This window comes from Flavobacterium flavigenum, assembly GCF_027111255.2.
GTDB classification, from domain to species: Bacteria; Bacteroidota; Bacteroidia; order Flavobacteriales; family Flavobacteriaceae; genus Flavobacterium; species Flavobacterium flavigenum.
Genome location: NZ_CP114285.2, coordinates 807,728 through 831,910, shown reverse-complemented (window position 1 = coordinate 831,910; position 24,183 = coordinate 807,728). Strand labels below are relative to the sequence as shown.

Sequence of the window (24,183 nt, the reverse complement as noted above, 5' to 3'; positions counted from 1 at the left end):
TTAAAGTATGTTACTTTACATGCTTTGAAAATACAGATGCATCCCTATATATCTATACTTACTATTTTTCTGGCGATTTTAATGGCCTATCATAATTGGAACATTAACCGTAATTCCATTTTTTTATCTGGATTCATTTACGTGTTATGCTCATATTCTTTAATACACTATGTATTGTTTTTTAAAAAGAGTGTGTTTTTGCTGGCTATTTTTTATAATAATACGGCTCCGATTGGTTTCCTAATTGGACCATTATTATATTTTTATGTTAGAGGCACTTTATTCGATAACAGTAAATTTACCAGGAAAGATTTTTTGCATTTGGTTCCTGCTTTTATCAATTTAATTAGTATAACGCCTTACTTACTAACTCCTTTTTCTTATAAATTAGCTTTGGCACGGCGACTAGTGAAGGATACTATGGTTGCAAAAACATTTACCGTAGGACTTTATCCTAATATTGTTAATATTATTGCGAGACCTGCTTTATTGTGTTTTTATCTGATATTGGTATTAGTTATGGTGTTTCGTTTTTGGACAAAAATGGGAACCAATAAACGAATTCCTAAAGTCCAGACTCGTAAGGTATTGTTATGGCTTTTTAGTTTTATATTTATAATTGTATTTGTAATTGTATGTTTTGCGGTACTGTCTTATTCTTTTTTAAAAGAGCCGAATCCTGACTTAACAAAATTGAAAACTAGTCTGCCAATGGATATTATTAGTTTTTGCCTTCTAATTATCCCTGTGAGTTTATTGGTTTTCCCTGAATTGCTTTATGGGATTCCGCAAAGGGATAAAAATAAGAATGATTATTTCTTAGGACCAGAAAAACAGTTACAATTAGATGGATCAGTACTTCTAGAAAATAATACTGTAAATGTTTTACAAAGAGAACAGGACAATGAGGTTCAGGAAGAACTTCAGGAAAAAGATATTGACCCAAGATTTATTGAATTATCTCAATCGATTCTAGATTATATTAAAGAGAGTGAGATTTTTCTAAATGCTAATTTTTCAATGGAAGAACTTTCCCGATCTATGAATGTACCTAAGCATCATCTTTATTATTGTTTTAACAGTATATTGAAAGTTAAATTGACAAAGATACGTGCTGAACTCAGAATTGAATATGCTAAAAAGCTAATTGAAGATGGACTTTCGGACTCATTAACACTTGATGCAATAGGTAATAAAGCCGGATTTTCTTCACGTTCTTCTTTTCAAAGTACCTTTAAAGATGAAGTAGGTTGCACCCCTGGAGAATATTTAAAAATGAAATCGACTCTTGAGAAAGAATTAAACTAAATTAATTGTGAAAGTTAAAATTAGTGTTATTTTGCTGTAACAAAGTAATTTGTTTTTTCATGGAAGTAGTTCTAATTTCAAATTCTATTTTTTCTCAAAATTTGAATGATAACTATAATTTTTTAAATAAAACTTTAAATATTAGGTATTTAGTGATTTATAGATAGTGTTTTCTGCTTATTAATATTCAGAATGTTTTCGATATTTTCGCAAAAGGCTGCATTAGCATAAAATACTCCGGACTAAATTTTCAATAGCATACATAACATTAAGAACTGTTCCTTGTGCTTTATAAATTTCCTCAAAATGGCAGTTTTCAGTTTTTTTTCTAATAATCGAAGACTTCTTCAGCTGTGATTATATAGATTTAGTTATAATCTTAAATTAAGCATTTTTTGTAAGTGTATCTGACATAAAAATGTTTTCAATCAACAAAAAAAATGAGACGTTTTTTATTGCAAATCGTAACTAACAGATAACATTTTTTCCGTTTTTTTAATTCAATAAAGCTTAGGGTTTTAATTTTAAAAGAATATTTAGAAATAATAAGGGTATTGTTTCCTTTGTTTAACTATTTGAATTACTGAGTATAATAAGTAAGTGAGTTTGTACATAAATATTTTGTTTGCCAAAATCTTCGTTTTTGGACAATGTTTAGAAGCGCTTGTAAATGAGAAATTATTTCATTTTGTTCTTTTGCACGCTACTAAATAGAATATTAATTTTTATGAAAAAAACTCGACTCTTTAATTTTTGGGAAGTCTTTCAAAAACTAAAAATGTTGCCATTACTTGTGGCGATTTTTCTTAAGTCTTTTTTGCTAAAAACACATAGGAAAGAACGCATAATTTTTAGTTTGAAAATGTTGTTGATTAATGAAAAAAGAAGATTGAATCTACATCTGTTTTTTTTCTTTTTATTGTTTAGCCTGAATGGTTTTTCCCAAACCAATATTTCAGGGATAGTAAATAGCTATTTTTCAGTTACAGCTATTAATCAGCCAGTTTGTGCACCTTGCGACCTAACTTGTTTTAATACAATTACAGTTAGTAATTCTGCCGGACTTTCGGTTGGAGATAAGGCTTTAATTATTCAGATGAAAGGTGCTGCCATCGATGTGACCAATACTAGTGCAGGTGGAAATATATCAGCTATTAATAATACTGGTAATTATGAGTTTTTTGAAATTAAAAGCATTGTAGGTAATGTAATAACACCTGTATATCCATTAATTAAAAACTATACAATTAGTGGTTTGGTTCAGGTGGTGAGGGTTCCAAAATATACCGGGGCAGTAAATATCAACGGCACTTTGACTGCGAAAGACTGGATTACTTCGGATAAAACAGGAGGCGTATTAGCTATTCAGGCTGACAAGGTAACTTTTAATGCTAATATAGATGTTGCAGGAAAAGGATATCAGGGAATTCAAATGTTGACAAATGGACCTAATAATGACTGTAGCATCAACCCTAATATTCAATATGTTCAAAGCAGCACTTATACAGCTTCTTTTACAAAAGGGGATGGGATTGTTTTAGACAATAATGCTAATAATAGAGGACGATCACCACGTGCAAATGGAGGAGGTTCCGGAGTTTCTGGTGATTCAGGCGGTGGTGGTGGATCTAACTATGGAGCCGGAGGAGAAGGAGGAAAACGATGGTGCGATGTTAATGGGGCAAATTCCGGAGGTATAGGCGGTGTAAGTTTGTCGACTTATTTTGCCCAGGACAAAGTTTTTCTTGGTGGAGCAGGAGGATCAGGATATGTAACAACAAGTAACCCTTCTTCGGCTGCAGATGGAGGAGGTATTGTTATCATTTTTGCGAATGAAATTGTTGGAAATGGTTACTCCATCATAGCTGATGGCTTCGCACCGTTAGCGGTTAATCCAACAGGTGCGCCAGATGGTGGAGGTGGTGGAGGTGCTGGTGGGACAGTCGTTTTAAAGACTCCTGTTTTTACAGGTAATTTAACGGTATCTACAAAAGGAGGTGACGGACAGGACTTGAATACAAATACGTATCATGGTCCTGGTGGAGGTGGAGGTGGAGGTGCTTTGCTTTATTCTTTAGCAAGCCTTCCTGCAAATGTAACATTGATTTCTACCGGAGGTATTGGAGGACAGCATTTGGACGGACAAAGAAATGGATCTCAAAATGGATCAAACGGAGGAAGCGTTTCATTATACATTCCAATAGAAAACCCTAATTATGAAGGAAATCAGGACAATGATGGTCTTAATGTAGAATGTGATTTGGATGATGATAATGACGGTATTTTAGATACAGTTGAGATAGGAGCTTTACCAGATCCTTTTGGAGATGCGGATGGAGATAAAAAATTAAATTATGTAGATAAAGATGCTGCAGGATTTGTAGATATAAATTCTGATGGTATTGATGACAGGTATGATGAGGATTTAGACGGAATAATAAATCAACTGGATTTAGATTCAGATAATGACGGATGCCCGGATTCAGTTGAAGCATATGGAAGTACTGCGGTAGATCCGGATTCAAATGGATATTATGGTACTGGAAATCCTCCCGCAACAAATGCGGCTGATGGTAAGGTAACAGCGGCATCATATACCGCTCCACTAAACACGAATGGTACATCAAAGGCCAATTATTTAGTATCGAATAAGGTCTTGATTACAACTCAGCCTACTGATGCAAATATAAATCCAGGTTCAAATGCAACTTTTACAACTGCAGTTACAGGAAACCAACTTGTATATGTTTGGAAACAAAGTATTGATAATGGTTTAAACTGGACAACTGTTACTAATGGAGGAACGAATCCTGTTTTTTCAAATGCAGCCACAAATTCTTTGACGTTAACGAATATTCCATACTCATATAATAATTATTTATATAAGGTAGACGTTACAAGTACTTCAAATGTTTGTGCACAGCCTTCATCGAACACAGCAGTTTTAAAAGTTACAAATAATGCGCCAGTTGCTGTTAATGATACTTACACTGTTGCCGAAGATGGAACAGTGACATTGACCCCATTGGCACTGGATACGGATGTTGATGGCGATACGCTGACAATTGTATCTATCAACGGAACCATTCTGACAGGAACAACCCAGACAATAGCGGTTACCAACGGAACAGTGAACATATCCGCTACGGGCGTAATCACGTTTACCCCTTCAGCGAACTTTAATTCGGCTACCGCAATCAGCATTCCGTATGTGATTACAGACGGTACAGCGACTGCAACGGCCAACGAATTGATTACCGTAACAGCAGTCAATGATGCTCCAGTTGCTGTAAACGATATTTATACCGTTGCCGAAGACGGAACAGTAACCCTTACACCGCTTGCTTTGGACACGGATGTTGACGGCGATACGCTGACCATTGTCTCTATCAACGGAACCGTTCTGACAGGTACAACCCAGACAATAGCGGTTACCAACGGAACAGTAAATATCTCTGCTACGGGCGTAATCACGTTTATCCCTTCAGCAGACTTTAATTCGGCTACCGCAATCAGCATTCCGTATGTGATTACAGATGGGACTGCGACTGCTACAGCCAACGAACTGATTACCGTAACGGCAGTCAATGACGCGCCAGTTGCTGTAAACGATATCTACACCGTTGCCGAAGACGGTACAGTAACATTGACCCCATTGGCACTGGATACTGATGTTGACGGTGATACGCTGACCATTGTATCCATCAACGGAACTGTTCTGACAGGAACAACTCAGACAATATCGGTTACCAACGGAACAGTAAATATCTCTGCTACGGGCGTAATTACGTTTACCCCTTCAGCGGACTTTAATTCGGCTACCGCAATCAGCATTCCGTATGTGATTACAGACGGAACTGCGACTGCTACAGCCAACGAATTGATTACTGTAACAGCAGTCAATGATGCGCCAGTTGCTGTAAACGATACTTATACTGTTGCCGAAGACGGTACAGTGACATTGACGCCATTGGCACTGGATACGGATGTTGACGGCGATACGCTGACCATTGTATCTATCAACGGAACAACTTTAACCGGAGGTGTTCAGACTATATCGGTTACTAGCGGAACAGTAAATATCTCCGCTACGGGCGTAATTACGTTTACCCCTTCAGTGAACTTCAATTCGGCTACAGCGATCAGTATTCCGTATGTAATTACAGATGGGACTGCGACTGCTACAGCTAACGAACTGATTACCGTAACGGCAGTTAATGACGCGCCAGTTGCCGTAAACGATATTTATACCGTTGCCGAAGACGGTACAGTGACATTGACCCCATTGGCACTGGATACTGATGTTGACGGTGATACGCTGACCATTGTATCTATCAACGGAACTGTTCTGACAGGCACAACCCAAACAATAGTGGTTACCAACGGAACAGTGAAAATCTCTGCTACGGGCGTAATCACGTTTACCCCTTCAGCGGACTTTAATTCGGCTACCGCGATCAGCATTCCGTATGTGATTACAGACGGGACTGCGACTGCAACGGCCAACGAACTGATTACCGTAACGGCAGTTAATGACACGCCAGTTGCCGTAAACGATATTTATACTGTTGCCGAAGACGGAACAGTAACCCTGACACCGCTTGCTTTGGACACGGATGTTGACGGCGATGCGCTGACCATTGTATCTATCAACGGAACAACTTTAACCGGAGGTGTTCAGACTATATCGGTTACTAGCGGAACAGTAAATATCTCTGCTACGGGTGTAATCACGTTTACCCCTTCAGCGGACTTTAATTCGGCTACCGCAATCAGTATTCCGTATGTGATTACAGACGGAACTGCTACAGCTACAGCCAACGAACTGATTACCGTAACGGCAGTTAATGACACGCCAGTTGCTGTAAATGACAATTATACTGTTGCCGAAGATGGTACAGTGACATTGACCCCATTGGCACTGGATACGGATGTTGACGGCGATACGCTGACCATTGTATCTATCAACGGAACAACTTTAACCGGAGGTGTTCAGACAATAGCTGTTACCAACGGAACAGTAAATATCTCTGCTACTGGTGTAATTACTTTTACCCCTTCAGCGGACTTTAATTCGGCTACCGCGATCAGCATTCCGTATGTGATTACAGACGGGACTGCGACTGCAACGGCCAACGAACTGATTACCGTAACGGCAGTTAATGACACGCCAGTTGCCGTAAACGATATTTATACTGTTGCCGAAGACGGAACAGTAACCCTGACACCGCTTGCTTTGGACACGGATGTTGACGGCGATACGCTGACAATTGTATCCATCAACGGAACTGTTCTGACAGGCACAACCCAAACAATAGTGGTTACCAACGGAACAGTAAATATCTCTGCTACGGGCGTAATTACGTTTACCCCTTCAGCAGACTTTAATTCGGCTACCGCAATCAGCATTCCGTATGTGATTACAGATGGGACTGCGACTGCTACAGCCAACGAACTGATTACCGTAACGGCAGTCAATGACGCGCCAGTTGCTGTAAACGATATCTACACCGTTGCCGAAGACGGTACAGTAACATTGACCCCATTGGCACTGGATACTGATGTTGACGGTGATACGCTGACCATTGTATCCATCAACGGAACTGTTCTGACAGGAACAACTCAGACAATATCGGTTACCAACGGAACAGTAAATATCTCCGCTACGGGCGTAATTACGTTTACCCCTTCAGTGAACTTTAATTCGGCTACCGCAATCAGCATTCCGTATGTGATTACAGACGGAACTGCGACTGCTACAGCCAACGAATTGATTACTGTAACAGCAGTCAATGATGCGCCAGTTGCTGTAAACGATACTTATACTGTTGCCGAAGACGGTACAGTGACATTGACGCCATTGGCACTGGATACGGATGTTGACGGCGATACGCTGACCATTGTATCTATCAACGGAACAACTTTAACCGGAGGTGTTCAGACTATATCGGTTACTAGCGGAACAGTAAATATCTCCGCTACGGGCGTAATTACGTTTACCCCTTCAGTGAACTTCAATTCGGCTACAGCGATCAGTATTCCGTATGTGATTACAGATGGGACTGCGACTGCTACGGCCAACGAATTGATTACCGTAACAGCAGTCAATGACGCGCCAGTTGCTGTAAATGATACTTACACTGTTGCCGAAGACGGTACAGTAACATTGACCCCATTAGCACTGGATACGGATGTTGACGGCGATACGCTGACAATTGTATCTATCAACGGAACAACTTTAACCGGAGGTGTTCAGACTATATTAGTTACCAACGGAACAGTGAACATATCCGCTACGGGCGTAATCACGTTTACCCCTTCAGCGAACTTTAATTCGGCTACCGCAATCAGCATTCCGTATGTGATTACAGACGGTACAGCGACTGCAACGGCCAACGAATTGATTACCGTAACAGCAGTCAATGACGCGCCAGTTGCTGTAAACGATATCTATACCGTTGCCGAAGACGGAACAGTAACCCTTACACCGCTTGCTTTGGACACGGATGTTGACGGCGATACGCTGACCATTGTCTCTATCAACGGAACCGTTCTGACAGGTACAACCCAGACAATAGCGGTTACCAACGGAACAGTAAATATCTCTGCTACGGGCGTAATCACGTTTATCCCTTCAGCAGACTTTAATTCGGCTACCGCAATCAGCATTCCGTATGTGATTACAGATGGGACTGCGACTGCTACAGCCAACGAACTGATTACCGTAACGGCAGTCAATGACGCGCCAGTTGCTGTAAACGATATCTACACCGTTGCCGAAGACGGTACAGTAACATTGACCCCATTGGCACTGGATACTGATGTTGACGGTGATACGCTGACCATTGTATCCATCAACGGAACTGTTCTGACAGGAACAACTCAGACAATATCGGTTACCAACGGAACAGTAAATATCTCTGCTACGGGCGTAATTACGTTTACCCCTTCAGCGGACTTTAATTCGGCTACCGCAATCAGCATTCCGTATGTGATTACAGACGGAACTGCGACTGCTACAGCCAACGAATTGATTACTGTAACAGCAGTCAATGATGCGCCAGTTGCTGTAAACGATACTTATACTGTTGCCGAAGACGGTACAGTGACATTGACGCCATTGGCACTGGATACGGATGTTGACGGCGATACGCTGACCATTGTATCTATCAACGGAACAACTTTAACCGGAGGTGTTCAGACTATATTAGTTACCAACGGAACAGTGAACATATCCGCTACGGGCGTAATCACGTTTACCCCTTCAGCGAACTTTAATTCGGCTACCGCAATCAGCATTCCGTATGTGATTACAGACGGTACAGCGACTGCAACGGCCAACGAATTGATTACCGTAACAGCAGTCAATGACGCGCCAGTTGCTGTAAACGATATCTATACCGTTGCCGAAGACGGAACAGTAACCCTTACACCGCTTGCTTTGGACACGGATGTTGACGGCGATACGCTGACCATTGTCTCTATCAACGGAACCGTTCTGACAGGTACAACCCAGACAATAGCGGTTACCAACGGAACAGTAAATATCTCTGCTACGGGCGTAATCACGTTTATCCCTTCAGCAGACTTTAATTCGGCTACCGCAATCAGCATTCCGTATGTGATTACAGATGGGACTGCGACTGCTACAGCCAACGAACTGATTACCGTAACGGCAGTCAATGACGCGCCAGTTGCTGTAAACGATATCTACACCGTTGCCGAAGACGGTACAGTAACATTGACCCCATTGGCACTGGATACTGATGTTGACGGTGATACGCTGACCATTGTATCCATCAACGGAACTGTTCTGACAGGAACAACTCAGACAATATCGGTTACCAACGGAACAGTAAATATCTCTGCTACGGGCGTAATTACGTTTACCCCTTCAGCGGACTTTAATTCGGCTACCGCAATCAGCATTCCGTATGTGATTACAGACGGAACTGCGACTGCTACAGCCAACGAATTGATTACTGTAACAGCAGTCAATGATGCGCCAGTTGCTGTAAACGATACTTATACTGTTGCCGAAGACGGTACAGTGACATTGACGCCATTGGCACTGGATACGGATGTTGACGGCGATACGCTGACCATTGTATCTATCAACGGAACAACTTTAACCGGAGGTGTTCAGACTATATCGGTTACTAGCGGAACAGTAAATATCTCCGCTACGGGCGTAATCACGTTTACCCCTTCAGCGGACTTTAATTCGGCTACCGCAATCAGTATTCCGTATGTGATTACAGACGGGATTGCGACTGCTACAGCCAACGAACTGATTACCGTAACGGCAGTCAATGACGCGCCAGTTGCCGTAAACGATATTTATACCGTTGCCGAAGACGGAACAGTAACACTAACCCCGCTTGCTTTGGATTCGGATGTTGACGGCGATGCGTTGTCAATTGTCTCTATCAACGGAACCATTCTGACAGGAACAACCCAAACAATAGCTGTTACTAGCGGAACAGTAAATATCTCAGCTACGGGCGTAATCACGTTTGCGCCTTCAGCGGACTTTAATTCGGCTACCGCGATCAGCATTCCGTATGTGATTACAGACGGGACTGCGACTGCAACGGCCAACGAACTGATTACCGTAACGGCAGTTAATGACACGCCAGTTGCCGTAAACGATATTTATACTGTTGCCGAAGACGGAACAGTAACCCTGACACCGCTTGCTTTGGACACGGATGTTGACGGCGATGCGCTGACCATTGTATCTATCAACGGAACAACTTTAACCGGAGGTGTTCAGACTATATCGGTTACTAGCGGAACAGTAAATATCTCTGCTACGGGTGTAATCACGTTTACCCCTTCAGCGGACTTTAATTCGGCTACCGCAATCAGTATTCCGTATGTGATTACAGACGGAACTGCTACAGCTACAGCCAACGAACTGATTACCGTAACGGCAGTTAATGACACGCCAGTTGCTGTAAATGACAATTATACTGTTGCCGAAGATGGTACAGTGACATTGACCCCATTGGCACTGGATACGGATGTTGACGGCGATACGCTGACCATTGTATCTATCAACGGAACAACTTTAACCGGAGGTGTTCAGACAATAGCTGTTACCAACGGAACAGTAAATATCTCTGCTACTGGTGTAATTACTTTTACCCCTTCAGCGGACTTTAATTCGGCTACCGCGATCAGCATTCCGTATGTGATTACAGACGGGACTGCGACTGCAACGGCCAACGAACTGATTACCGTAACGGCAGTTAATGACACGCCAGTTGCCGTAAACGATATTTATACTGTTGCCGAAGACGGAACAGTAACCCTGACACCGCTTGCTTTGGACACGGATGTTGACGGCGATACGCTGACAATTGTATCCATCAACGGAACTGTTCTGACAGGCACAACCCAAACAATAGTGGTTACCAACGGAACAGTAAATATCTCTGCTACGGGCGTAATTACGTTTACCCCTTCAGCAGACTTTAATTCGGCTACCGCAATCAGCATTCCGTATGTGATTACAGATGGGACTGCGACTGCTACAGCCAACGAACTGATTACCGTAACGGCAGTCAATGACGCGCCAGTTGCTGTAAACGATATCTACACCGTTGCCGAAGACGGTACAGTAACATTGACCCCATTGGCACTGGATACTGATGTTGACGGTGATACGCTGACCATTGTATCCATCAACGGAACTGTTCTGACAGGAACAACTCAGACAATATCGGTTACCAACGGAACAGTAAATATCTCCGCTACGGGCGTAATTACGTTTACCCCTTCAGTGAACTTTAATTCGGCTACCGCAATCAGCATTCCGTATGTGATTACAGACGGAACTGCGACTGCTACAGCCAACGAATTGATTACTGTAACAGCAGTCAATGATGCGCCAGTTGCTGTAAACGATACTTATACTGTTGCCGAAGACGGTACAGTGACATTGACGCCATTGGCACTGGATACGGATGTTGACGGCGATACGCTGACCATTGTATCTATCAACGGAACAACTTTAACCGGAGGTGTTCAGACTATATCGGTTACTAGCGGAACAGTAAATATCTCCGCTACGGGCGTAATTACGTTTACCCCTTCAGTGAACTTCAATTCGGCTACAGCGATCAGTATTCCGTATGTGATTACAGATGGGACTGCGACTGCTACGGCCAACGAATTGATTACCGTAACAGCAGTCAATGACGCGCCAGTTGCTGTAAATGATACTTACACTGTTGCCGAAGACGGTACAGTAACATTGACCCCATTAGCACTGGATACGGATGTTGACGGCGATACGCTGACAATTGTATCTATCAACGGAACAACTTTAACCGGAGGTGTTCAGACTATATCAGTTACGAATGGAACAGTGAACATATCCGCTACTGGTGTAATTACTTTTACGCCTTCAGCGAACTTTAATTCGGCTGCCGCGATCAGTATCCCGTATGTGATTACAGACGGGACTGCGACTGCTACAGCCAACGAACTGATTACCGTAACTTCAGTCAATGACGCGCCAGTTGCAAACGATGACACTAATGATAGTATTCCATCAACAGCAGCAGCAACGGCAATCAATGCTTTAACAGCTACAGATATTGATGGAACAATTGCGGGTTATACAGTTTTAACATTACCATCTCATGGAGTTTTAGCTTTATCAGGATTAGCTGTAACAGCCAATCAGATTTTAACACCTGCTGAAGCAACAATGCTTACTTATGATCCAAACGGAACATTTACTGGTAATGACAGCTTTAAATTTACAGCAACTGATGATCTCGGTGCTGTAGCTTTATCGGATGCAACTGTAATAATTCCGATTGCGAATAATCCACCAGTAGTTCATGACGATACTAATGCAAGTATTCCTTCAAGAGCGGGTGCAACGCCAATAAACGCTTTAATTGCAACAGATACTGACGGAACAATTGTAAGTTATACTATTTTAAGTTTGCCGGTTAATGGAACTTTAGCCTTATCAGGAACACCAATAGTTATAAATCAGATATTGACACCTTTAGAAGCAGGCACACTTACGTATGATCCTAGTGGAGCATTTTCAGGGGAGGATTTATTCACTTTTACGGCTATAGATAATAATGGTGCAATTGATGCTACACCGGCAACAATAAAAATAGTAGTAGAAAAAACGCAAATAAGTGCAGTTGCAGATCCCATACTTGATGTTGTTGGAATTGATAAGATTGTAAAAGTCTTAAATGTACTTGATAACGATACTTTTAACCATAGTACGGCACTAATTGCAGATCTTGATTTAAAGGTAGTGACACCAGATCCAAATGGAGTATTAACACTAAAAGCAGATGGTTCAATAGAGTTGATTCCGAATGCCCTGCCAGGGACATATTATCTGACATATGAAATTTGTGAAAAAGCAAACCCTGGAAATTGTAGTTCTGCTCTAGTTTCCGTTACAGTTGTTGCGCCAACCATGACAATAACAGCAAGTAGTTATTGTGATAAGAATACACCTTATGTTACTTATAATGTGACAGCAGATAATTTCACTCCAACAGGATTGTTAACAATTAACTGGATAGATAGTGCTAATAATGTTGTAGCGACTCAAAACAATATGCCATTAAGTGGTAATGTATTATGGCCGGGAGCAATTGTTGACAGTAATAATAATCCAACAGACTGGCCGGGATGGATTTTGGTAAATGGTCAGTGGATAGCAGGAAACGATGGTTTTGAATTAACAAGACCGGCAGTTACAATGCAATTTACATTAAACCCGACTAAATCTGTAGTTGTTAATTACCCAGATGCGACATCAGGATGTAATGCTATGCCAACATTTAGCATTCAGGCAGAGAATGAAGACGATGTAACGTTGGCAGACGGGCTTAACGGAGCGTTAGAAGTAGTAAATGTTTTAGATAATGATAAATTAAACGGAATTCCGGTTAAAGCTTCAGATGTTATTGTAAAAGGATTAAATCTTCCAGCAGGAATTACGCTGAATGCTGACGGAACAATTGATGTAGCTCCGGGTACAAAAGGAGGGGATTATACTTTAACATACGAAATATGTGAAAAAGCAAATCCAAATACAAATTGTAGTACAGCAACGGTTAAGATTTTTGTTGAAGTTCCGGCAATTGCCATTGTTAAAACAGTTGTGTTGAATGATACGAATAAAAATGGATATGCTGAAGCAGGAGAGACCTTAACGTATAGTTTTTCTATAAGTAATAACGGTAATACAGATCTTGAAAATATATTAGTTTCTGATCCTTTACCAGGAATTGTTATGAGTGGAAATCCAATTAGTTTAGGAGCTGGTCAAACAGATAGTTCTTCAATTACCGGAACTTATACTTTAACACAGGCAGATGTAAATGCCGGAAGTATAAGCAATCAGGCAACAGTAACAGGTATAACCAAAAGTGGAATCATTGTTTTAGATAAATCAGATTACAGTGATTCTGATGGCGACAAACCAACAGTTCTGGAATTAAGTGGTTGCGTAATCGAAATATTTAACGCTGTTTCTGTAAACGGGGACAATAAGAATGAAAGATTCTATATACAAGGTATAGAATGTTATCCGGATAATACGGTACAGATTTACAATCGTTGGGGAGTTTTAGTGTATGAAAGACAGCATTACAATAATAATGACATCGCTTTTAGAGGTATTTCAGAAGGACGTGTTACTGTTAAAGACTCAAACGGATTGCCTGAAGGTACTTATTATTACATTATCAAGTATAAAGATATGCAGTCTAACCCACATCAGAAAGCAGGGTATTTATACCTGACCAAATAATATTCTGTACAATTAAAATGGCTTAGTCAAGGCTAAGCCATTATTTAAAAATGAAATAAATGAAAAAATTACTTTTAGTTTTATTGTTTTGTTCGGGTGCAGGTTTTGCACAGCAGGATGCACAGTTTACACAATACATGTATAATACTATTAATATAAATCCGGCTTATGCAGGATCCAGAGGAAATTTGAGTGTTTTTGGAATGTATCGTACACAATGGGTGGGTTTAGATGGAGCACCGGAAACGAGCAGCTTTTCAGTAAATACACCTTTAGGGGATAATGTAGGGTTAGGGGTTTCTTTAGTAAATGATAAAATAGGTCCAACAAATGAAAATAACATATCAGCAGATTTTTCATACTCTATAGCTACATCAGCAACAGCAAAATTATCTTTTGGTATAAAAGGATCTGCAAATTTATTTAACCTTGATCCAAGCAAACTGAAACAGGAAAATCAGGGAGATTCGCAGTTTCAGAACTTCAAAAATAAATTTTCACCAAATATTGGAGCCGGTATTTATTGGCATACAGACAAAGCTTACATTGGTTTATCGGTACCCAATTTCATTCAGACCAATCGTTATGATGATAACGAAGTAGCCATATTCAAGGATCAGATAAACTATTACCTTATTGCAGGTTATGTGTTTGATTTAGATCATTATGAAACCATAAAATTCAAACCGGCTTTGTTAACTAAAATGGTTGAAGGAGCACCTCTGCAAATTGATGGCTCTGCAAATTTTATGTTTAACGACAAATTTGTAATTGGTGTTGCTTACAGATGGAGTGCTTCTGTAAGTGCATTGGCCGGATTTCAGATTACGGACAGTTTGTATTTAGGTTATGCTTACGATCGTGAGACAACAAAACTGGTCAATTATAATTCAGGATCGCACGAGATATTTTTGCGTTTTGAATTCTTAAACAAACATGGACGAATAACTTCACCAAGATTCTTTTAATTATGAAAATTAAAAAAATAATTTACACTGTGTTTTTACCTTTTATCTGTTTTAACGGAATGGCTCAAAAAGCAGTTTTGAACAGAGCAGAGAAAAACTACAATCAATATGCCTATGTAGATGCTATTTCGATTTATGAGAAAGTGGCCGAAAGCGGGTATAAGGATGAAAAAATGTTTCAGAGATTGGGAAACGCTTATTATTTTAATGCTGAACTTACAAAGGCTGTGAAATGGTATGACGCCCTATTCTCTTTGAACAAGGAGCAGGAACCGGAATACTTTTACAGATATGCACAATCTCTAAAATCCATTGGAGATTATGCTAAATCAGACATAATGCTTGAGGTTTTTAATCAAAAAACCAAGACAGATACAAGAGGAGTTCTGTTTGAAAATAATAAAAACTATCTGGAACAAATAAAATTGAATTCAGGAAGATTCGAAATATCAGATATCGGAATTAATTCCAGACAATCAGATTATGGCAGTACGATTTTTAATAATAAGCTAGTATTCGCTTCTGCGAGAGATACAGGTATTGTAGCACGTAAAACATTTAAATGGACTAATAAGTCTTTTACGAATTTATATGCTGCAGAATTAAAATCAGATGGCAGTTTAGAAAATCCGGTTCGATTTGAGAAAAAGATTAATTCAAAATTAAACGAATCAACTCCTGTTTTTACCAAAGACGGAAAAACGATGTACTTTACAAGAAATAACTTTTTGAGTGGAAAGAAAGGAAAAGACAGTAAGAGAATTACTTTGCTAAAGCTCTATAAAGCAGATTTTGTAAATGATAAATGGACCAATATTACAGAACTACCTTTTAATAGTGATCAGTTTAGTGTTGCTCATCCTGCTTTGAGTGCAGACGAGAAGACGTTATATTTTGCATCTGATATGCCGGGAAGTTTAGGACAATCTGACTTATATAGTGTTGAAATTAAATCAGATGGTACATTTGGCAAGCCCCAAAACCTGGGACCGGCAATTAACACCGAGGGAAGAGAAACATTTCCTTTTGTATCGGGAGATAACGAACTATATTTTGCCAGTGATGGACGTCCGGGATTAGGAGGTCTGGATATATTTGTCGCAAAAATTAAAGCTGATTCAGGTTTTTATGACGTTCAAAATATCGGAGAACCGGTAAATACTAAATTTGATGATTTTGCTTTTATTATTGAAAGTAGTACAAGAAAGGGGTTTTTCTCATCAAATAAAGAAGGAGGAAAAGGAAGTGATGATATCTATAAATTTTCAGAAACAAGAAAACTGGATTGCGAAAAGAAATTATTGGGAACCATAACAGATTCTGATATCAATGAAGTTTTAAGCGAGGCAAAGGTAGCTTTACTTGACGACAAGTTTCAACAAATTGCAGAAGTAATTTCTGCTGCAGATGGGACTTATAATTTTGATGTGAAGTGTAATAAAACGTATCATGTAAGAGTAGCAAAGAAAGATTACGAAACAAATGAAAGTGTTATCACCATTCAGCCATCAATTGATAAATCAGAACTGGATGTTAAATTAGAAAAACAAGTTAAGGAAATTGGTGTTGGAACAGATTTAGCCAAAACCTTAAACATTCCTATTATTTATTTTGATTTAGATCAATCGTTTATTCGTAAAGACGCTGCTTTTGAATTAGAGAAAATAGTAGCTGTTATGAAACAGTATCCAAATATGAAAATTGATGTTCGTTCTCATACCGATAGCAGACAAACCAAAAAATACAATATGCTGTTATCTGACAGGAGGGCCAAAGCAACTATTGAATGGTTTGTGAAAAGAGGAATTAATGCAAAAAGACTAACAGGAAGAGGATATGGTGAAAGCAAATTGATTAACAGATGTTCAGATGATGTAGATTGTACAGAGGAAGAGCATCAGTTGAACAGAAGAAGTGAGTTTTTAATTGTTTCAATGAACTAATTCTCTAATTTAATTTTAGTATTGAAAGGATGTAAGCTTAAAGTAATGTTTTATTATTAGAAGCTTACATCCCTTTTTTTCGTTAGTATTTTTTCAGTTTTTAGTATTAAAAGAGATACGAAAATTCAAAGTTTGTCAAATAAAATAATCGTAAACTCTTAGAATACTACTATTATCTATGTAAAGTCTATATGTATATTTTTTTTCTGAATAAATAAAATATTATGAAATATATTAGAATATTTACCTGGCTGTTTATAGCATCATGTACTGTTTTATGGGTATCTTTTATATTAGCCTGTATCAAATTTCTCCTAAATATATTTTGAGTGATTGAGTTTAGTAAAAAGAGGTTAAGGAACCCAAAAAAGTTTTTTCCTGCTCAAATTTTAAGCCGATATTGTCCTAAAAAGCGTGTAAGTTTAAAAATAATGGGGTTTGACTTTTTAATTAAAGTTGAACCCTTTTTTCAAATATAGTTAAGAACTGATTGAGAATTAATCCCCAATTTTGTATTGGCATTGACCATTTTTAAATATCCTGTTCTAAAATAAATTTCAGAATTTAAACCTAAGCCATTGAGTTTTGTAAAGTAAGTAAAATATGATAATATAGTATTGGTTGTAGTTAATATTGGCTCTTAATTAGTTTGATTTGATTTTTACATTTATAAATAAATAACAAATATTAACCTACTAATAAGAGTAATATGAAAAAATTAATTACGTTCGTCGTCCTTTTTCTTTGCAGTTATTTTTCGATTGCGCAGAAAACACTTTTTATTCCTACTGAATGGAGCGATCCCAATAATGAATTTTATAACAAGACTTCAAACTCCAGAAAGTATGAGTCTACAAACTTTGTACTTTATTGGGGAGATAAAGTGGGAACAAATCCTGCAGCATATGCTGACGCTGCTTTACGGTTTACTCCTCAATCGGTTGCAGATACCCTGGAGACCAGCTTTAAACGCTACATAACCGATTTGAATTTTGTTAGTAATGCGGCCACAACAAATCTGGGAAAGTATAAAATCATTATTATGATGATGAACACCTGGAATTCTACAGATCCCAGATTGCAGGCTTTTGCACAAGCGAGCTCTTTTAGTAATACCATTGGCGCTATGTTTGTACATCCCGAGGCAACAAGGGACGGCGGGGCGTTATCTCATGAATTTGCCCATACGATGCAGATGATGATGCGTATTCAGGAAAATCCTGGTAACGGAACTGCATTTTCCGGATATGATTGGGCAGGTCCGTTCTTTGAGGGACATGCCAATTTTATGCGTGCACAGGCTTATCCACAGTGGGCGGAAATTGACGGAACATTAACCCGTTGGATACAAACCAGACATTTTATGTGGTCCTCCAATCGGCATCATTACACAAATTTTCATCTAATGTATTATGTTCAGGAAAAAGAAGGTTTCGATTTCACTAGAAGAATGTGGGCAGAATCCATAAATGAAGAACATCCATTAGAAACCATTAAAAGACTAAAGGGTTTTACACAGGAACAACTCGATGATTATCTCTGGGGTTATGCCCAAAGACAAGCTGCCTTTGATTATCCTATTCAATGGAATTCTCAAATCAATACGACCAGTAATTTTGGAAAGACGATCAGAACCGTTTACAATAGCATCAAAACGAATATGCCACGTTACACCAGCAGGCAATATACACTTCTAACGAAGGTAGCGGGAACAACGGATCAATATTATACGAATAACGACTGGGCGCCGCAGGATTATGGAATGAATGTTATTCCATTATATCCAACTTGTACCGGTACACAAAAAAAGGTTACCATTAAATTTAAAGGGCATACAGAAGTAAATACGACCCAGGCGGGTTGGAGATACGGGTTTGTTACTACAAAGTCTGATGGGACTATATCTCGTTACAGTCCTATGTATAGTTCTGAAGGAGAAGCTTCATTCACGCTCAACACTGCAACAGAAGCTAATATGTTCTTAGTCGTATTTTCTGCTCCCAAAGTGCACGTAAATTACAATATGGATGTTGGGTACCCAAAGCAAAGACGATATCCGTATGAAGTAAAAATTGCCAATGCCAATCCTGAAGGATTTCAGCCTGCAGCCGATTTTAGGGCATTTCTAAAAACAAATGGACATTTGCATACTAATGGAGGAGGATGGGTTTCTAATAATGCGAGTGTTGCATCGACAGTATATGTTGGGCCTTATGCAGTTGTCAGAGCAGGTACTATTTCTGGAAATGCCCGTATAGAAGACTATGCTATGGTAGACGGAGGAACTATAAATGGTAATGCAATTGTGAGAGGTAATGCCTGTGTGTATAACGCCACATTATCAAGCAGCGCGATTGTTGAAGGAAATGCCTGGATGGAAGGCGGTTCTGTTGCAAATACGGCTAATATTAAAGGAAATGCCATGTTGTTTGCCGGAAATTTTGGAAGTTCAGTTGTGGTTGGTGGAGATGCAGAAATAGGCAGTTGTTCTACTCCGGGTGTTTATCTGCAGTTTCCTTATTGGAGAAATGGCAGAACAGACTGCGATGGTAAAGGAGCCACAGATGTATCTAATGTAGACATAAATGCTGCATTCACAAACTTTACAGCTGCTCAAATGGCTTTTTCAACAACACCAGTATGTACAACGAGCTCTTATACGCTTTCTACTTCCGTTACACCAACAGGATCAGGGTCAGTTTCTCCGTCTTCCGGTACTTATGATAGTGGAACAGCAGTTACTTTGACGGCCACACCAACGACAGGCTATCAGTTTGTAAATTGGACTTCCGGGGCGACTGTTTTAGGAACAAACTCGTCACTAAATCTTAGTATGACTACCAATCAAAGTGTGACAGCAAATTTTTCGCTAATACAATCAGGTGGATCAACCACGCGTATAGAATTTGAAAATTTATCTGCTGTTTCCGGATATTCGAATTTATCAAATGGAGTTAGTGGGCTTCCATCCAGTCAATTTTCCGCAGGAAATGGGAAGTATAGCGGTGGAAACAATCTTCGTGGAAGTACCACGGTATTTAATGGATCAACAGGAAACTATACTGTAAAGGTACCCTGGTATGATAAATCGACTGCTTATAGCGGAACCTTTAGACTTGTTATTAAAACAGGTACAACTGTAAAGTTAGATCAATCCTGGAATTGTAATGCAACAAGTGTTGGCTGGTACATGAAAACTTTCTCTAATGTTTCTGTAGCTAATGGTGACACAATTGAAATTTATGCAACCCGAATTAATTCAGCAGATCCTTGTATTTTGGATTACATTGAATTTGCTCCTAGTACAGCAAAAAGAGCAGAGACTTCTGAAGTACTTTTAGATTTAGACCTTGATTTAATAATTTATCCAAATCCAACAGAAGGAAACTTAAACATTTCCTTTGGTCAGACTCAAAAAGAAAAAGTTACCGTTTTATTGTTTGATTTAAACGGGAAAAAAGTAGATGTGATTACTGATAAAATCTACGAGGCGGGCAAAGTTGATATTCAATATAACTGTCATGATTTGCCTCACGGAGTTTATTTGTTGAAAATCCAAATTGGAAATAGTATTGTAAACAAATCATTTATAAAACAATAATAAGAATTTATCTATAATTATTTTAGCTTTTTATAGCTTGTAAAGATGATAAAAGGAGGCTGCTGAAAATTATTTTTCGGCAGCCTCTTTTTCATTTTAAATGGTCATAATTTTTTTAATATACTATCGGCTTTTACAAAAGGGTTGGGTAATTGAAGCAAAATTAAATAGGTACATTTTCACTGTATTTAGGTTCTTGTATCATTTATTCATAAAATACAAATAAACGACTTACTAGAAGATAATATAGTATCGACTTAGGATAAAATACCGGTTGAGTATTCGATAGAATGCTTTTAAATTTACAAATGTAGGATATGCTAACAAATTGTGACTTTATTAAAAAAAAACAACATCTTATTTTAAAAAGTCTTCATATAAAAAAGTAAAACTTTGTTTTTGTATTTTAATTTTAAATAGTGAAAAAGAATAATTATGAAAATGTATAAACTTTTTATAGCTGCAATCTTGAGTTTTGGTTCTGTAAATACAGTGGCTTGGGCGCAAGGTGGTGATCAGATTTTAGACGGTATTGGAGAAACAGGATTGATTGCCCGTTATGTTTTCAATGGAGATCTTAAAGACTGGTCCCGAAATAATCTTCATGGAAGCACAGTAGAATCAAAGTTGGTTTTTGAAGAAGATCCGAAATTCGGGAAAGTACTTTCATTATCGCCAGCTGCTAAAGGTCTTATTTCCCTTCCGGGGGATGCATTTACAGGCGAAGAATCACTCAGTATTTCGGGATGGATTTACTTGCGTTCTGCTAAAAGTGGACAGTATTTTTTTGATTTTGGAAAAAGTGCTAAATCCCATTTTTTTGCTGCTCCAATGGGAAGTAGTAATAAAACGGAGTTTACTACCGGTATTGTTGCAAAAACAGGAAAAAAGTATGAGTCTAATTCACCAATACTGGAAGCTAATAAATGGTATTACATTACAATTGTTATAGACAGTCCATATAAAACGGTAAGTACATATGTAAATGGAGGATTGGTATCTACAATTAAGGATTTGGATCTTGATTTAATACAATTATTTGATACCAATTTGACTAAAAATAACAAACTTTATATTGGAAAATCATTTGTTACCGAAGATTCCTATTTAGATGCGAAATTACATGATTTTAGATTGTACCGAATTCCTTTAAATGAAAAACAAATAAGAAAAATTTACCACACTGCTTTGGATGATAGCTATGAAGAGGAAGAAGCAGAACTAGCAGTTGGAGATTTAGTAAAATTTCCAAGTACAACACCTCAGTTGTATAATCAATACCTGACAAGTGTAGCAGACGTTAAAGTGCAAACAGTAGTGGGAAGTCTTCCACGATTACCACGTTATATCAAGGGTGTGTATAAAAATGGAATTGAAGGACCTGAGGTAAAAGTAATTTGGCCTGCTCCAACAGATAATAGTTCAGTAGTAAAAGCAGGAGAATATACTATAAGCGGAATTGTTGCGGGTACCGATTTAAAACCAAAAGCTTTTGTTACGGTAAAAGATGGCAAAGCCTCTGCAGCTCCTAAACTAAAGCTTGCAACTTTCAATTTGGATGAGGTATCATTGAACTCAGATCTTCATGGGCACCATACCAAGTTTATGGAGAATCGTGATAAGTTTATCAATACCCTGGCGGATACAAATCCGGATTCTTTTCTGTATATGTTTCGCAATGCTTTTGGTCAACAACAGCCAAAAGGAGCAGGGCCATTGGGTGTTTGGGATACCCAGGATACTAAATTACGGGGGCATGCTACCGGACATTACCTGACAGCAATTGCACAGGCTTATGCAAGTACAGGATATGATAAAGCGTTGCACGACAATTTTGCAGCTAAGATGGATTATATGGTCAATACGCTTTATGAATTAGAACAAATGTCTGGTCAGCCAAAAGAGGCTGGAGGACCTTCTGTTTCAGATCCAACGCTGGTACCGATGGGACCAGGTAAAACAGAGTATGATTCAGATTTGAGTACAGAAGGTATGCGTACCGATTACTGGAATTGGGGTAAAGGATTTATTAGTGCTTATCCGCCAGATCAATTTATAATGTTAGAAAAAGGAGCTAAATACGGTGGACAGAAAACACAAATTTGGGCCCCATATTATACTTTACATAAAATACTGGCCGGATTAATGGATATTTATGAAGTGACTGGTAACAAGAAGGCTCTTGAGATTGCCAAAGGTATGGGAAGCTGGGTTCATGCCCGTATGGCCAAGTTGCCAACTGAAACTCTTATTAGTATGTGGAACACCTACATTGCTGGAGAATTTGGAGGAATGAATGAAGCGATGGCGCGTCTTTATAGAATAACTAATGAAAAACAATATCTAGAAGTAGCGCAATTATTCGATAATATCAAAGTGTTTTATGGAGATGCAAAACATTCTGATGGTTTGGCCAAAAATGTAGATACTTTCCGAGGATTACACGCCAATCAACATATTCCCCAAATTATTGGTGCTCTCGAAATGTATCAGGATTCAAATATTCCTGATTATTACCGCATTGCAGATAATTTTTGGTACAAAACTACAAATGATTATATGTACAGTATTGGGGGAGTTGCCGGAGCCAGTAACCCTGCCAATGCAGAATGTTTTATCAGCCAGCCAGCAACTATTTATGAAAATGGTTTTTCTGCTGTGGGACAAAATGAAACATGTGCTACCTATAATATGCTAAAATTAACCAGCGATTTGTTTCTTTACGAACAACGTGGGGAATTAATGGATTACTATGAGCGTGGTTTGTACAACGATATTCTTGCTTCTGTAGCAGAGAATACGCCAGCAAATACCTATCATATTCAGCTGCGACCAGGTTCAATAAAACAGTTTGGTAATTCGAAAATGGATGGCTTTACATGTTGTAACGGTACAGCTTTAGAAAGTAATACAAAATTCCAAAATTCGATTTATTTTAAGAGTTTAGATAATAAGGCTTTATATGTAAATCTATATGTACCATCAACTTTAAAATGGACTCAAAAAAATGTAATTATAGAGCAAACGACTTCTTTTCCTAATGAAGACCATACCCTTTTAACCATTAAAGGAAAAGGGAAATTTGATGTAAATGTGCGTGTGCCCTATTGGGCAACCAAAGGCTTTTTTGTAAAAATAAATGGTAAAGAGGTAAAAGAGAAAGCAGTACCCGGAAACTACCTTACTTTAAGCAATAATTGGAAAGATGGAGATACAATCGAGCTGCAAATGCCTTTTCAATTTCATTTAGACCCAGTTGCGGATCAGCAAAATGTTGCCAGTTTGTTTTATGGACCTATTTTACTGGCTGCTCAGGAAGTGGACCCTCTCAAAGAATGGAGAAAAGTGACTTTAGACGCTAAAGATATAAGTAAATCAATAAAAGGAAATCCGGAGAAATTAGAGTTTACTATTGATGGAGTTGAATTTAAACCTTTTTATAACACCTACGGACGCCATTCGGTTTATTTGGATGTCACACTAGAATAATTTGATTATAAAGTGTCAAATAAAAAAAACTTCTTGAAGTTTCAATTAAAATTAAATAGAAAGAAA

The 24,183-nt window shown here is 38.6% G+C and carries 6 protein-coding genes; all 6 read left to right on the top strand.

What is annotated here, in order from left to right:
• Positions 1-198: 198 nt before the first annotated feature.
• The 6 genes from OZP09_RS02990 (at position 199) to OZP09_RS02965 (ending at position 24,117) form a co-directional block, all read left to right on the top strand.
• The gene (locus OZP09_RS02990) at positions 199-1,308 is read left to right on the top strand and encodes a helix-turn-helix domain-containing protein (RefSeq protein WP_269236453.1); all 1,110 of its coding nucleotides are present in this window, start codon (positions 199-201) and stop codon (positions 1,306-1,308) included.
• 889 nt (positions 1,309-2,197) lie between these two features.
• Positions 2,198-14,116, top strand: coding sequence for a cadherin-like domain-containing protein (locus OZP09_RS02985; protein WP_281310262.1), 11,919 nt, complete (start codon positions 2,198-2,200; stop codon positions 14,114-14,116).
• A gap of 59 nt (positions 14,117-14,175) precedes the next feature.
• Positions 14,176-15,084, top strand: a complete 909-nt coding sequence (locus OZP09_RS02980; RefSeq protein WP_269236451.1) for a PorP/SprF family type IX secretion system membrane protein — start codon at positions 14,176-14,178, stop codon at positions 15,082-15,084.
• 2 nt (positions 15,085-15,086) lie between these two features.
• A complete protein-coding gene (locus OZP09_RS02975) occupies positions 15,087-17,027 on the top strand; it encodes an OmpA family protein (protein WP_269236450.1) in 1,941 nt (646 codons plus the stop codon).
• Between the two features lie 709 nt (positions 17,028-17,736).
• Positions 17,737-20,628, top strand: a complete 2,892-nt coding sequence (locus OZP09_RS02970) for a DUF6055 domain-containing protein (protein WP_269236449.1) — start codon at positions 17,737-17,739, stop codon at positions 20,626-20,628.
• Between the two features lie 435 nt (positions 20,629-21,063).
• Complete coding sequence (locus tag OZP09_RS02965; protein ID WP_281310261.1) at positions 21,064-24,117, top strand: beta-L-arabinofuranosidase domain-containing protein; 3,054 nt, start codon at positions 21,064-21,066, stop codon at positions 24,115-24,117.
• Positions 24,118-24,183: the final 66 nt, after the last annotated feature.

What these genes read in the sequence shown, in the direction of transcription:
- OZP09_RS02980 (WP_269236451.1), top strand. Translation starts at nt 14,176, where the DNA reads ATGAAAAAATTACTTTTAGTTTTATTGTTTTGTTCGGGTGCAGGTTTT.
- OZP09_RS02975 (WP_269236450.1), top strand. Translation starts at nt 15,087, where the DNA reads ATGAAAATTAAAAAAATAATTTACACTGTGTTTTTACCTTTTATCTGT.
- OZP09_RS02970 (WP_269236449.1), top strand. Translation starts at nt 17,737, where the DNA reads ATGAAAAAATTAATTACGTTCGTCGTCCTTTTTCTTTGCAGTTATTTT.
- OZP09_RS02965 (WP_281310261.1), top strand. Translation starts at nt 21,064, where the DNA reads ATGAAAATGTATAAACTTTTTATAGCTGCAATCTTGAGTTTTGGTTCT.